Source organism: Blastococcus sp. SYSU DS0828, from assembly GCF_054050975.1.
On the sequence record NZ_JBJHAK010000001.1, the window covers coordinates 267,573 to 280,818 of the forward strand.

General features: G+C 75.8%; 11 protein-coding genes and 1 riboswitch. Of the genes, 7 read left to right on the forward strand and 4 right to left on the reverse strand.

The annotated features are described in order from the left end of the window. The first annotated feature begins 1 nt into the window (after window position 1). Window positions 2–2,191 (forward strand): MMPL family transporter, encoded by a 2,190-nt coding sequence (locus tag ACI79Q_RS01260; RefSeq protein ID WP_456613978.1) that lies wholly within the window; start codon window positions 2–4, stop codon window positions 2,189–2,191. A 216-nt stretch (window positions 2,192–2,407) separates the two neighbouring features. Continuing rightward, window positions 2,408–4,213 (forward strand): helicase-related protein, encoded by a 1,806-nt coding sequence (locus tag ACI79Q_RS01265; protein ID WP_456595493.1) that lies wholly within the window; start codon window positions 2,408–2,410, stop codon window positions 4,211–4,213. Here the strand turns inward: ACI79Q_RS01265 and ACI79Q_RS01270 are convergent, their stop codons facing one another. Further along, window positions 4,214–5,092 carry a mechanosensitive ion channel family protein gene (locus ACI79Q_RS01270; RefSeq protein ID WP_456600184.1) on the reverse strand — a complete coding sequence of 293 codons (879 nt, stop codon included), beginning with the start codon at window positions 5,090–5,092 and terminating at the stop codon, window positions 4,214–4,216. 210 nt (window positions 5,093–5,302) lie between these two features. Here ACI79Q_RS01270 and ACI79Q_RS01275 point away from each other — a divergent pair, with 210 nt between their 5' ends. From ACI79Q_RS01275 to ACI79Q_RS01285, 3 genes are all read left to right on the forward strand, one after another. Next, on the forward strand, window positions 5,303–5,641 hold the full coding sequence (locus ACI79Q_RS01275) for a WhiB family transcriptional regulator (RefSeq protein WP_456595491.1): 339 nt from the start codon (window positions 5,303–5,305) through the stop codon (window positions 5,639–5,641). A gap of 43 nt (window positions 5,642–5,684) precedes the next feature. Beyond that, complete coding sequence (locus ACI79Q_RS01280) at window positions 5,685–7,148, forward strand: protein adenylyltransferase SelO (RefSeq protein ID WP_456613979.1); 1,464 nt, start codon at window positions 5,685–5,687, stop codon at window positions 7,146–7,148. A gap of 68 nt (window positions 7,149–7,216) precedes the next feature. Beyond that, window positions 7,217–7,372 (forward strand): hypothetical protein, encoded by a 156-nt coding sequence (locus tag ACI79Q_RS01285; RefSeq protein ID WP_456588291.1) that lies wholly within the window; start codon window positions 7,217–7,219, stop codon window positions 7,370–7,372. Between the two features lie 35 nt (window positions 7,373–7,407). Here the strand turns inward: ACI79Q_RS01285 and ACI79Q_RS01290 are convergent, their stop codons facing one another. Next, window positions 7,408–9,288: a protein kinase domain-containing protein gene (locus tag ACI79Q_RS01290; protein ID WP_456613980.1), complete on the reverse strand. Its 1,881-nt coding sequence runs from the start codon at window positions 9,286–9,288 to the stop codon at window positions 7,408–7,410. Between the two features lie 233 nt (window positions 9,289–9,521). On the opposite strand from ACI79Q_RS01290, the gene ACI79Q_RS01295 reads away from it, so the two are divergent. Then, window positions 9,522–10,268, forward strand: coding sequence for an SDR family oxidoreductase (locus tag ACI79Q_RS01295; RefSeq protein ID WP_456613981.1), 747 nt, complete (start codon window positions 9,522–9,524; stop codon window positions 10,266–10,268). Window positions 10,269–10,290: 22 nt separating this feature from the next. Here the strand turns inward: ACI79Q_RS01295 and ACI79Q_RS01300 are convergent, their stop codons facing one another. Together ACI79Q_RS01300 and ACI79Q_RS01305 are read right to left on the reverse strand one after the other, a co-directional pair. Next, complete coding sequence (locus tag ACI79Q_RS01300; protein ID WP_456588294.1) at window positions 10,291–11,175, reverse strand: hypothetical protein; 885 nt, start codon at window positions 11,173–11,175, stop codon at window positions 10,291–10,293. A gap of 254 nt (window positions 11,176–11,429) precedes the next feature. After that, a riboswitch (cyclic di-AMP (ydaO/yuaA leader) is annotated at window positions 11,430–11,577 on the reverse strand. Between the two features lie 168 nt (window positions 11,578–11,745). Continuing rightward, the gene (locus ACI79Q_RS01305; protein WP_456613982.1) at window positions 11,746–12,639 is read right to left on the reverse strand and encodes a bifunctional 3'-5' exonuclease/DNA polymerase; all 894 of its coding nucleotides are present in this window, start codon (window positions 12,637–12,639) and stop codon (window positions 11,746–11,748) included. Between ACI79Q_RS01305 and ACI79Q_RS01310 the strand changes: the two genes are divergently transcribed. Then, window positions 12,626–12,991 (forward strand): hypothetical protein, encoded by a 366-nt coding sequence (locus ACI79Q_RS01310; protein ID WP_456613983.1) that lies wholly within the window; start codon window positions 12,626–12,628, stop codon window positions 12,989–12,991. The genes ACI79Q_RS01305 and ACI79Q_RS01310 overlap by 14 nt on opposite strands. Window positions 12,992–13,246: the final 255 nt, after the last annotated feature.

The following is a 13,246-nucleotide window of genomic DNA, read 5'->3' on the forward strand; positions in this document are numbered from 1 at the left end:
CATGGCTGTCTTGTTGTCCCGGCTCGGCGCGTTCGCGCACCGCCGCCGTCTCCCGGTGATCCTGGTCTGGCTGGTGGTCCTCGTCGCCGGCGGCGCGGGCGCCGCGACCCTCGCCGGCGAGACGACGAGCTCCTTCTCCATCCCCGGGCAGGAGTCGACCAACGCCCTCGAGCGGATCGGCGAGGAGTTCGGCGCCGGCGGTGAGGGCGCGACCGCCCGCGTGGTCGTGCAGGCGCCGGAGGGCGAGACCCTCACGACGCCCGAGAACGCGCCGGTCGTCGGGGAGCTCGTCGCCGAGCTCGCCGAGCTGCCCGGCGTGGTCGACGCCACGAACCCGCTGGACCCGGCGGCGCCGGCGGTCAACCAGCAGCAGAACACCGCCTACAGCACCGTCACCTACGACGCGGCGCCGGGCGAGGTCACCCCCGGGCAGCAGGAGGCGCTGCTCGAGGCGGTCGACGGCGCGCGGGAGGGCGGCTTCACCGTCGAGGTCTCCGGGGAGGCCACCCAGGAGGCGCCGCACGTCGGCGGCCCCGCCGAGGCCATCGGCGTCGTCGTCGCGCTGGTCGTCCTCGCCGTCACCTACGGCTCGCTCGTCCTCGCCGGCCTCAACCTGCTGACCGCCCTCGTGGGCGTCGGCATCGGGGTCCTGGGCATCACCATCGCCACCGGCTTCACCGACCTCTCCTCGACCACCCCGACCCTCGCCGCCATGCTGGGGCTGGCCGTCGGCATCGACTACGCGCTCTTCATCGTCAGCCGCCACCGGCAGGAGCTGCGGGCCGGCGCCGACGTGGGCACCGCGATCGCGACCGCCGTCGGCACCGCCGGCTCCGCGGTGGTGACCGCGGGGCTCACCGTCGTCATCGCGCTGACCGGCCTGGCCGTCGTCGGCATCCCGTTCCTCACGCAGATGGGCGTGGCGGCGGCGCTGACCATCGTCGTCGCCGTCCTGATCGCGCTGACCCTGGTACCGGCCGCGCTGAGCTACCTGGGGTACCGCGCCCTGCCGCGCGCGCAGCGGTCGGCCGCGCAGGAGGGCGCGGGGGGCCTCGCGACCTCGCACCGGCGGGGGCTGCTCGCCGGGTGGGCGGACACCGTGACCCGCCACCGCATCCCCTCGCTGCTGCTCGCGGTCGTCCTGCTGGGCGCGATCGCCGTGCCGTTCTTCTCGATGCAGACCACGCTGGTGCAGACACCCCCGGCCGACAGCACCCAGGCGCGCGCCCAGCAGCTGCTCGCCGACGGTTTCGGCGAGGGCTTCAACGGGCCGATCACCGTGCTGTTCGAGGGCGCCGGGGCCGCGGAGTCCGCCGCGCAGGTCAGCGGCACGATCTCCACGCTCGACGACGTCGCGCTGGTGACGCCGCCGGTGCCGAACGCCGACGGCAGCGCCGCCCTGCTGACCGTCATCCCCGAGTCCGGCCCCACCGACCCGGCGACCGAGCAGCTCGTGGCCGACCTGCGCGCCGAGTTCGCCGACCTCGACGGCGTGCAGGCGTCGGTCACCGGGCAGACGGCGGTCAGCGTGGACGTCGCCCAGAGCCTCGACGAGGCCCTGCCGGTCTACCTCGCCCTCGTGGTGGGCCTGGCACTGGTGCTCCTCGTGCTGGTGTTCCGCTCGCTGCTGGTGCCGCTGGTCGGCGTGCTCGGCTTCGTGCTGACCATCGGCGCCTCGCTCGGCGCCACCGTGGCGGTGTTCCAGTGGGGCTGGCTCGCCGCCGCGGTCAACCTCGACACCACCGGGCCGCTGATCAGCCTCACGCCGATCCTGGTGATCGGCATCCTGTTCGGGCTGGCGATGGACTACCAGATCTTCCTGGTGTCCCGGATGCACGAGGCGCACGCCCACGGCGTGGCACCCCTGCAGGCGATCCGCACCGGGTTCCGCCAGGCCGCGCCAGTCGTCGTCGCCGCCGCACTGATCATGTTCTCGGTCTTCGCCGGGTTCGTGCCGGCGGGCGAGGCGACCATCAAGTCGATCGCCTTCGCCCTGGCCGCGGGCATCCTGTTCGACGCCTTCGTCGTCCGCATGGTGCTCGTCCCCGCGGCGCTGGCGCTGCTGGGCGAGCGGGCCTGGTGGCTGCCGCGGTGGCTGCGCTGGCTGCCGGTGCTCGACGTCGAGGGGTCAGCGCTGGAGAAGTCGGCGCCTCCGCAGGACCGGGAGTCGGTCGGCGCAGCCCCGCGCTGAGCCCATCGCTCCGGTCCTCGAACGGCCCGCCTGCACCGCAGGCGGGCCGTTCCCCGTCCGGGCCCTCCGTCGCGGCGGCGACCGCCGGCGCCGCCTCCTCGCCACGCCACTGGTCGACCCCCGGGCATGGATCGGTGACCGTGGGTGTTGGGTGTGGATGACGGTGCGCCTCCGTGAGGCACACGACCCAGACTTTTCACACACGAAGGACCACGTTTGCCTGACACCCACGCCCAGCCCGCCACCGTGCGCCGCCGGGAACGCTCCGCCGGCCGCCAGGCCGCGGCGCGCGAGACCGACCGAGCGGCCGCCCGCGAGGAGAAGCGCGCCCAGCAGAGCTGGGTCGAGGGAGCCGCGCCCGAGCTGCCGGCCCGCGCGACCCGCCCCGAGAACGTCGTCTTCCACCTCGGCCCGACCAACTCGGGCAAGACCTACGAGTCCCTGCAGGCGCTGGCCGCCACCGGCTCCGGCGTCTACGCCGCCCCGCTGCGCCAGCTCGCCCACGAGGCCTACGCCAAGCTCTCGGCCCAGCTGCCCGAGGGCACCGTGGGCCTGTCGACGGGCGAGGAGGAGATCGACCCGTTCGCGCCCATCGTCTGCTGCACGGTGGAGAAGGCGCCCGACCGCGGCGAGATGCTGGTGCTCGACGAGGCCCACTGGGTCACCGACCCCGACCGCGGCCACCACTGGGCGCGGCTCCTGCTCACCGGCGAGTACCGCGAGATGCACCTGATCTCCGCTGCCGAGGCCTACCTGGTGCTCAAGCCGCTGGTCTCCGACGCCGAGCACGTCGAGGTCGTCAACCACAAGCGGCTCTCCCGGCTGGACGTGCTCCGCGCGCCGGTGCGACCGGCGAACGTGCGCCCGCAGACCCTCGTCGTCGCGTTCTCCCGCAAGGCCGTCTACGCCGTCGCCGCGGAGCTCGACCAGCACCGGCCCGGCAAGGTGGGCGTCCTCTACGGCGCGCTCCCGCCGGCCACCCGGCGGGAGGTCATCGAGCGGTTCACCAGCGGCGAGCTCGACGTGCTCGTCACCACCGACGTCATCGGCCACGGCATCAACGTGCCGGCCACGACCGTGCTGTTCGCCGAGACGACCAAGTTCGACGGCCAGGAGATGCGGCCGCTGCGCACCTGGGAGGCCGCCCAGATCGCCGGGCGGGCCGGGCGCTACGGCCTGACCGGCCACGGCGCCGTCGGCATCCTCATCGGGGTGAGCGGGCTCAAGCCGATCGCCTCGCTGGTCGGCGCCGGAGCCGCCGTGGCCCGCGGCGACGAGATGAGCGACCTGCCCAAGCGCGCGCCCCGGCTGCGGCCCGAGCTCGAGGACCTCGGCGCCTTCGAGGCGGTCGACCTCCCGGAGGCACTGACCCGGTGGATGGCCTGGGCGCGGGCGGCGACCCGCGACGAGGCGATGACCGCCGACGACGTCACCAGCCTCGTCCTGCGGGTACACGCCCTGCTGCCGCTCCTGCGCGGTCCGCTGGGCGCGGCCGGCGACCTGACCACCGTCTGGCGGCTGGTCAACCTCGCCATCGACTACAACCCGCCGCGCCGCACCCGCTGGCTGGTGCTCGCCAAGGCGGCGCTGCAGCACGCCGTGGGGCTGCCTGTCCCGCCCGAGACCGTGCTGCCGGACGTCCCCCGCGGCGGCACCGTCGAGGAGTACGAGCAGGCCGCCGCGGCTGCCCGGGACGCCCAGACCCTGCTCCGCCAGTTCCCCGGCGTCGCCGGCCTGGACAGCGAGGACGCCGCGTGGGTCGAGGAGGAGTGCGCCGAGATGATCACCGAGCTGCTCCCCGACGCCATCGCGCTGGGCCGGTCCGGGAAGTGCGTGGAGTGCGGCAGCGCGATCGCGCCGTGGTTCACCACCTGCCGGCCCTGCAGCGCCCCCGCGGGTCGCGGCGGCGGCGAGCGGGACCGCCGGCCGAGCACGGGCGGCCGCCGGACCGCCGGTCGCGCGGCCGGCCGCACGCTCGGCGGGCGACAGGGCGGTCCCCGGGGCAGGTCTCGCCGGAGCTGATCAGCCGGGCCGCCCGCCCCCCTCCCCCGCCGGCTGCTCCGCCCCGGTGCCCTCGGGGAACCACAGCACCCGCTGCGGGAAGGGGATGGAGATCCCGGCCGCGTCCAGCGCCGCCTTCAGCGAGATGGCGACGGCGCTGCGCACCCGCCAGCGGCTCGCGATGTCGGCCGGGTGCCAGTAGCGCACGGCGACGTTGATCGAGGAGTCCGCGAACTCCTCCACCCAGACCTCGGGCGGCGGGCTGGCCTGCACCTCGTCGGTGTCGCGGCACGCCCGCAGCAGCACCTGCCGGGCCCGCTCCAGGTCGGCGTCGTAGGGCAGCCCCACGGTGAGCGAGGTGCGGCTCACCGGCGTCTGGGTGTAGTTGATGATCGGGTTCTTCAGCACCTCGGCGTTGGGCAGGTAAACGACCAGCCCGTCGTAGGTGCGCAGGACCGTCGTGCGCAGGTTGACGTCGTCGACCACGCCCTCGTGGTCACCGCTGCCGATCTGGTCGCCCACGCGGAAGGGGTGCCGGACCTGGAGGAGCACCCCGGCGATGAAGTTCTGCAGGATGTCCTGGGCGGCGAAGGCGATCGCGATACCGCCCACGCCCAGCGCCCCCAGCAGCGGTCCGATCTGCACGCCGATGAGGCCCAGCGCGTAGACGGCCCCCGCCGCGGCGATCAGGACGCTCGCGAACCGGCCGACGACGCGGCCGATGTGACGATCGCCCTCGCGGTCGATCGCGCGGACCAGCACCCGGCGGACGACGGCGGCCAGGGCGATGCCGAGGACCAGCGCCAGCAGGGCCGCGGTGGCCTCCTGCCACGTGATCGCGTCCGTGACGAGCTCGTCCTCGGCCGCCAGGAGTGGGATCAGGGCATGCTGTCCGGCCACCCCCGGAGGCTAGGCAGCGCCCGCGTATCCCGCTGCGCGACACGGGTCGGCGACGGCGACAGGACACAACTGGCCAAACGGACGAGACGGTTTCGTACGGATTCTGCCAGTGCCGACGCGACGCCTCCTCCGTAACGTCACAGGTAGCAAGCAGGCCGTACCGGTCCGTCACCGCGCCTGCCACCGGCCACCGTTCGAGGAGCTTCCCCCGTGTCTTCCTTCTCCCGCCCCGTCCTCACCCTGGTCCCCGGCTCGGCCACCGAACACCTCGCGCCGATCGACGACGCCCCGGCCTGGCCGGCCCTGCCGGCGGCCGACGACGCGTGGCGGCTCGATGCGCTCTGCGCCGAGACCGACCCGGAGGCGTTCTTCCCCGAGAAGGGCGGGTCGACCCGGGACGCCAAGCGCGTCTGCACCGGCTGCCCGGTGCGGGCCGAGTGCCTGGAGTTCGCGCTCGCCAACGACGAGCGGTTCGGCATCTGGGGCGGCCTCTCCGAGCGGGAGCGCCGCCGGGTGCGCCTGCAGCGCCGCGACACCATCAGCGCCTGATCGTCCCCGGCCGCCCGCCGGTGATCCTCGTACCCTCGGAGGGGTGACCTCCGCGCCGGTACGCACCGTTGCCCTGGACGACCGCTTCGCACGGGACTTCCCGGAACTGGCGGTCCCCTGGCGGGCCGAGGAGGCTCCCGACCCGCGGCTGCTGGTGCTCAACGAGCCGCTCGCCGCGGAGCTGGGTCTGGACGCCGCATCGCTGCGCAGCGCCGAGGGCGTGCGCCTGCTGGTCGGCAACCTGGTCCCCGACGGCGCCACACCGGTGGCGCAGGGCTACGCCGGGCACCAGTTCGGCGGGTTCACCCCCCGCCTGGGCGACGGACGCGCACTCCTGCTCGGTGAGCTCACCGGCCCCGACGGAGCGCTGCGCGACCTGCACCTGAAGGGCTCCGGCCGCACGCCGTTCGCCCGCGGCGGCGACGGCCTGGCCGCGGTGAGCCCGATGCTGCGCGAGTACGTGGTCAGCGAGGCGATGCACGCCCTCGGCATCCCGACGACGCGCGCCCTGGCCGTGGTGGCGACGGGCCGCCCGGTGCGCCGCGAGACCCTGCTGCCCGGCGCCGTGCTCGCCCGCGTCGCGAGCAGCCACCTGCGGGTGGGCAGCTTCCAGTACGCCACCGTCCTGGGCGACGTCGAGCTGCTGCGCCGCCTCGCCGACCACGCCATCGACCGTCACCACCCCGACGCAGCCGGCGCCGAGCACCCGCACCTCGCCCTGTTCGACGCGGTGGTCGCCGCCCAGGCCGAGCTGGTCGCCCAGTGGATGCTGGTCGGCTTCGTGCACGGCGTGATGAACACCGACAACACGACCATCTCGGGCGAGACCATCGACTACGGCCCGTGCGCCTTCCTCGACGCCTACGACCCGGCCACCGTCTACAGCTCCATCGACCACAGCGGGCGCTACGCCTACGGCAACCAGCCCGCGGCCGCCCAGTGGAACCTGGCCCGGCTGGCCGAGGCGCTGCTGCCGCTGCTGTCCGACGACCAGGACCGGGCCGTCGCCCTCGCCGTCGAGTCGCTGGGCCGCTTCGCCCCGCTGTACCAGACCGCCTGGACCGCCGGGATGCGCGCCAAGCTGGGCCTGCCCGACGACGTCGAGGACACCGTCGTGCGGCCGTTGGCCGAGGAGCTGCTGGCCTTGCTCGCCCGGGACCACGTCGACCTCACGGCGTTCTTCCGCGGGCTGGGGTCGGCGGCGCGGGGGGACGTCGAGCGCGTCCGGCTGCTGTTCCTCGACCTCGCCGGCATCGACGACTGGCTGGGGCGCTGGCGGGCGCTCGCCCCCGACGCCGCGGCCATGGACGGCGTCAACCCGGCGTACATCCCGCGCAACCACCTCGTCGAGGAGGCCCTGGACGCGGCGACCGACGGCGACCTGGCGCCGCTGGAGCGGCTCCTGTCCGTGGTGACCGCCCCCTTCGACGAGCGGCCGGGGCTGGAGCGCTACGCGGAGCCCGCCCCGCAGGACTTCGGCGCCTACCGCACCTTCTGCGGGACCTGAGCATGGGACCGGAACCGCCGGCCCCGTCGCGACGGGTTCACCCCGGCCGCGCCGGGTAGTCGCGATCCGTGCCACGAGAGATGGACCCCCGGGACCCGGACACCCTGTACGCCGAGGGGCCGGTGGCCCCCGAGCCTCCCGACGACGACGTCCCCGACACCTCTCCCCTGCCCGACTCCGGCGGCACCGGTCCCGGGCCGGACGACCTCGACCGGCTGCTCTGACGGCCGGCCGACCGGCCGGTGCCGGTGCCGGTCAGTCAGATCCGGGCGGCGGGCGCCACCTCGTCGCCGGCCGGCTCCGTCGCCGTGGCGGGGGCGTCGTCGTCCTCGTCCTCCGGGGCGGCGGTCTGCTCACCGGCGTCCCCGTCGTCCTCCGGCGGGGTGGTGGACCCGGTGTCCCCGTCGTCCTCCGGCGGGGTGCTGGGCTCGGTGTCCCCGTCGTCCTCCGGCGGGGTGCTGGGCTCGGCGTCCCCGTCGTCCTCCGGCGGGGTGCTGGGCTCGGCGTCCCCGTCGTCCTCCGGCGGGGTGCTGGGCTCGGTGTCCCCGTTGTCCTCCGGCGGGGTGATCGGCTCGGTCGTGCCCCCGTCACCGTCGGGCGGGCTGCTCGGCCCGGCGATGACCTCCCCGTCCTGCGGCGGGGTGCTCGGGCCGGCGGCATCCCCGGCGGGGGGCGTCGTGGGCGTGCCCGTCGCCGGATCCGCGCTCTCCTCCGCCGGGCCGCGGGTTGACGCGCCGCTCGGCACCGGCTCCTCGGCGACCGGCACCTCCGGGGCAGGTGCCACGGGCTGGGGGCGTCCCACCGGGATGGCACCCCCACCGGTCGACGGCGCCACCTCCGGAACCGTCACACCCGGCCGGACAGCGACACCGAGACGCACCTCGTCGCCGGGGAGCAGCATGCCGGCGGCCGGCTCGAGGCGGGTCACCGTGCCCGGGGCCTGCTCCGCGGTCACGTCCTCCTCCTGCCGCACCGTCAGCCCGAGCGCGCCGAGTTCAGCGGCCACCTCGGCGGCCGGGCGGCCGAGGTACTCCGCCGGCGCCAGCACGACGCCCGCGGCTGCCGAGGGGGTCGAGACGGCGCCGGCGGACCGGCCGGCGCCCGCGTCCCCACCGGGATCCGGGATGATCCACAGGGCACCGCCCCCGAGCAGGAGGAACGCCGCCAGCGGCGTCGCGACGGCCAGGGCCGGACGGCGGCCGGCCCTCCCGGGCGCCGCCCGGGTGCCCCGGGACGGGGGGCGCGCCGCCCGCACCGGGCGCGTGACCAGCGGCCGGCGACCCGGTGCGGTCCCCGCCGGTCGGTGGATCGCCTCCTCGATGGCCGACAGGAAGGCGCCGCCGTCCCGCGGCCGCTGCGCCGGGTCCTTGACCAGGGCGGCGTCGATCAGGGCGCGCACGCCGGGCGGCAGCTCGGCGGGAAGGGGCTCGGGGTGCTCCTGCACCTGCTTGAGCGCGACCGTGACCGGGTTGTCGCCGTCGAAGGCGGCCTGGCCGGCCAGCGACTCGTAGCCGACCAGACCGAGGGCGTAGACGTCGCTCGCCGGGCTGACGTGCTCGCCCCGGGCCTGTTCGGGCGACATGTACTGGGCGGTGCCGACCACCTGCCCGGTGCCCGTGATCGGCGCGCTCCCCGCCGACCACGAGATCCCGAAATCGGTCAGCTTCACCGTGCCGTCCCGGCCGAGCAGGATGTTGGCCGGCTTGACGTCACGGTGGACCACGCCGGCCCGATGGGCCTCGGCCAGCCCGGCCGCCGCCTGCCGCAGCAGCGAGAGCGCGGCGGCGGTGTCCAGCGATCCCACCTCGGCCAGCCGGGCCGACAGCGGAGGCCCCTCCACGAGCTCCATCACCAGGTAGGCCAGCCGCTCGCCGGTGTCCTCGGCGGTCGTCTCCCCGTAGTCGAGGACCGCGGCGATGTTGGGGTGGCTCAACGCCGCCGCGTGCCGGGCCTCGGAGCGGAAGCGCGCCACGAACTCCGGGTCGTCGGCGTACTCGCTGCGCAGCACCTTGACCGCCACGGACCGGTGGAGCTGCAGGTCGCGCGCCCGCCAGACCTCACCCATCCCGCCGACGGCGATGAGCTGCTGCAGCTGGTAGCGGCCGTCCAGGCACCGTCGGCTGGTTCCGGCCGTGGTCACTCCCGAGTCCCCTCGTGTCGGTGCCGAGAGGGCGCCTCCGCGCTCCCCCGTACTCGTACGTCCTGCAGGTGTGCCCGCCCGGAGGGGGTCTGAACCCCGGCGGAGCCGACGAGGTGGAACCCGGCCGGCCCCACGCGCCGCCGCGGTGCCGGCCGCGGATCCGCCTGCGGGCTCTCGTACCGTGCGTGCCGGCCGGTCGCAGCGGCCCGCCGCACCGATCGACAGGAGCACCCATGAACACCGGCGTCGTCCTCATCACCGGCGCGAGTTCCGGCCTGGGCGAGGAGATGGCCCGGCAGTTCGCCGCCCGCGGCCACGACCTGGCGCTCTGCGCCCGGCGCACCGATCGGCTGGACGCCCTCGCAGCGGAGATCCGCTCGGCCACCGGCCGGCGGGTGGAGACCGCGGCGCTCGACGTCACCGACGCCCAGGCCGTGCCCACGGTCTTCACCGCGTTCGCCGCGGCGTTCGGCTCGATCGACCGGGTGGTCGTGAACGCCGGCCTCGGCAAGGGCGCGCCCCCGGGCACCGGCCGGGCCGAGGCCAACCGCGAGACGGCGATGACGAACTTCGTCGGCGCGCTGGCGCAGACCGAGGCGGCGCTGGAGATCTTCCGCCGCCAGGGCCGCGGGCACCTCGTGCTGATCTCCTCGATGTCGGCGCTGCGCGGCATGCGCCGGTCGATGACCACCTACGCCGCCACCAAGGCCGGGGTCGCGTCCCTCGCCGAGGGGCTGCGGGCCGAGCGGATCCCCGGCCTGGACGTGTCGGTGATCTACCCCGGCTACATCCGGTCGGAGATGAACCAGCACGTGCAGCAGCGAACCCGGTTCATGGTGGACACCCCGACGGGCGTCCGCGCCATGGTGGCCGCCATCGAGGCCCGGCGGGCCACGGCCTACGTCCCCGCGTGGCCGTGGGTGCCCATCGGGCTGGCCATGCGGGTGCTGCCGCTGTCCGTGGTCCGCCGGCTCACCTAGGCACGGCCGCGGGGCGGTGGGGTCAGTTGTAGTTCACGTGCACGTGGTCGAAGTGGTTGGCCGTCGCGCTGCCCCGGTTCTCCATCGCCTGCCACGAGCCGCCCGGGGACGAGAGCATCCGCTGCTGCCAGATCAGGTAGTCCACGCCCAGCTCGGCCCAGTGGGCGCGGTGGTAGGCGACGATCGCGTCCCCGAGGGCGGCGTCGGACATCACCATGTAGTCCAGCGCCAGGCCCGAGGGGTGCCCGCCCGGGTCGGCGGCGCTGGCCCGGGTGCCGCCGAGGGTGATCCCCGCGGCGCCGGGCACGTTGCTGACCACCGCGTCGGCCGCGGCCTGGGTCTGCGGCTTCACGCTGCCCGCGGTGTTGGAGATGCGGGCGACCGCCGTGGCCGCCACCGAGGCGGCGGTGGTGGCGGCGGCCCGGGCCTCCTGTGTGGGCGTCGCCGCGGCGGGGGCCGCGGCCGCCCGCTCGGCGGCTGCGGCCTCCTCCGCTGCCTTCTCCTCGGCAGCCTTCGCCTCGGCCTCGGCGCGGGCGGTGGCCTCCGCCTCGGCCTTCTGCCGGTCGAGCTCGGCCTGGTCGGCCGCGGCCTGGGCCTGCTGGGCCGCGACCTGCTCGGCCTCGCGGCTGCTGCGGCTGGCCGCCAGGTCCTGCAGCGGGGCGAGGTCCTCGGCGACGTCGACCGGGCCGGAGCGGGAGGTGAGCCCGAGCTCCTGGGCGACGCTCACCGACTGCGAGGTGCCGGCCTCGGCCTGGGCGCCCGGGTCCACGCCGACGAGGGTGTTGACCAGGAGGGCACCGGCGGCGGCGACCCCGAGGTAGAACGCCGGACGGCGGAGGCCCGAGGGCGGGCGACGGCGGAGGGCGAGCGGGCCACGACGGCCCGAGGTGGTGGTGCGGGGATCCATGGGTTCGGGGTGCTCCGTTGGTGCGGCGGGGTCGGCCGGGCGAGGCGGACCGCGAGGGATGCGGGCTGCGGACCGGCGCCGGGTCGCGGGGCCACCGGGCACCGGCGGCTCGGCCGGCGGTCATCGCTGGTGGGGGCGACCGGCGGGACGCCGGGTGCGCGTGCGGTCAGGTCCGGGGACGCACCGGGGGGCGGCGGTGCCGGCGGGCGCGGGATGGTGCGGCGGTGCAGGGGCGCGCCATGCGGCGGCTCTCCGTTTCTTCCGTCGTGCCGCCTACCGGGTTAGCTGACGGATTCGGACGGGAAGCAGCCCTACCCGCACCGGGACGTGCCCGGTGCGCGATTCACCCCAGAACTTCGGTGGGTCCCCGGCTCGCCCGCAGCTCGAAGGCGGCGGGCGACTCGGCGGCGCCCGGCAGACCCTCCCCGGATGGGGAGAGAACGATCGACCGGGCTCCGCCACGGTAACCGTCGTTATGCAGTCGTGACAATGCGGGAGCGGTCACTTCCGCAGATCGTGACGCGTGTCGCGCCACCGTGCCGGCCCCGTCGGTGGTGTACGGCAGTCCGTTCAGCCGGCGTCGGCCCAGGACCGGACGACGGCGACGTCCAGCGGGAAGTCCACCGGGAAGGCGCCGAACAGCAGCCGCCCGGCCGTGGTGGCCGCGGCGCGCACCGCCTCGACCACGTCGCCGGCCAGGTGCTCGGGGGTGTGCACGACCACCTCGTCGTGGAGGAAGAACGCCAGGTGCGCCCGGGTCCCCAGCGGCCCGTCGCCGCCCAGCCGCCAGAGCCGGTTGCGGAGGTCGGCCAGCCAGCACAGCGCCCACTCCGCTCCGGTGCCCTGGACGACGAAGTTGCGGGTGAACCGGCCCCAGGCGCGGCGGGCGCGGTCACGGTCCTCCCGGGAACCGGCCTGCTCCGCGGCCTCGCCGAGCCCGTCCGCCCGCTGCGCCCAGGCCGCGCTGGGCGACGGCGACCCCCGGCCCAGCAGCGTGTGCACCACCTCGCCGCGTTCGCCGGCCCGGGCGGACTCCTCGACCAGGCCGATGGCGCGCGGGTAGCGGCGGGCGAGCCGGGGCATCATGCGGCCGCTCTCCCCGCGGGTGCCGCCGTACATGGCCCCGAGGATGCCCAGCTTGGCCTCCGCCCGGGTCGCCACCGCGCCACCGGCGACCATGCCCGCGTAGAGGTCCGAGGCCCGCGCCGCCTCGGCCATCGCGGTGTCCGCGCTCATCCCGGCGAGCACCCGGGGCTCCAGCTGGGCCACGTCGGCGACGACGAATCGCCAGCCGTCGTCCGCGACCGCCGCGGGGCGGATCAGCGTGGGCACCGAGAGTGCACCCCCGCCGTTGGACGCCCACCGACCCGTGACCACCCCACCCGGCAGGAAGGCCGAGCGGAACCGCCCTCCCTGCACCCAGGCCTCCAGCCAGCTCCAGCCGTTGGCCGTGAGCAGCCGCATCAGCTTCTTGTACTCGAGCAGCGGGGGGGACGCACGGGTGCTCGAGCTGCTCGAGGGTCCACGAGCGGGTGTCGGCCACCGGGAGGCCGGCCTGCTGGAGTGCCCGCAGCAGCTCGGCCGGCGAATCGGGGTTGAGCGACGGGGTCCCCAGCGCCGCGCGGATCTCGCCCAGCAGCCGCTCGAGCACCGCGGGGCGCCCACCGGTTCCCGGGCGCGGGCCGAGCAGGTCGGTGAGCAGGCGCTCGTGCACGTCCGCCCGCCACGGCAGGCCGGTGTGCGTCATCTCGGCGGCCACCAGGGCGCCGGCGGACTCCGCCGCGAGCAGCAGCGCGAGCCGGTCGCCGTGCGGTGAGGCGGCCAGGGCCGCCTGCTGGCGCCGCTGCTCGGCCAGGGGGTCGAGCCGGTCCGCCGGGTCGGCCAGCGGGAAGAGGGCGGACTCCGCCGGCTGGCCGGGCTGCAGCACGTCCCACCCAGGGGTGTCGTCCCCGGCGAGCAGCTCCTGGGCCGCGAACGGGGACCGCCGCAGGATCGCGTGGCCGAGCCGCAGGTCGGTGCAGCGCTCGACGCGGACTCCCGCCGCCAGCAGCGCGGGGTACCAGCGGGTGGT

What these genes read in the sequence shown, in the direction of transcription:
- ACI79Q_RS01300 (WP_456588294.1), bottom strand. Translation starts at nt 11,175, where the DNA reads ATGGATCCCCGCACCACCACCTCGGGCCGTCGTGGCCCGCTCGCCCTC.
- ACI79Q_RS01295 (WP_456613981.1), top strand. Translation starts at nt 9,522, where the DNA reads ATGAACACCGGCGTCGTCCTCATCACCGGCGCGAGTTCCGGCCTGGGC.
- ACI79Q_RS01260 (WP_456613978.1), top strand. Translation starts at nt 2, where the DNA reads ATGGCTGTCTTGTTGTCCCGGCTCGGCGCGTTCGCGCACCGCCGCCGT.
- ACI79Q_RS01305 (WP_456613982.1), bottom strand. Translation starts at nt 12,639, where the DNA reads ATGCGGCTGCTCACGGCCAACGGCTGGAGCTGGCTGGAGGCCTGGGTG.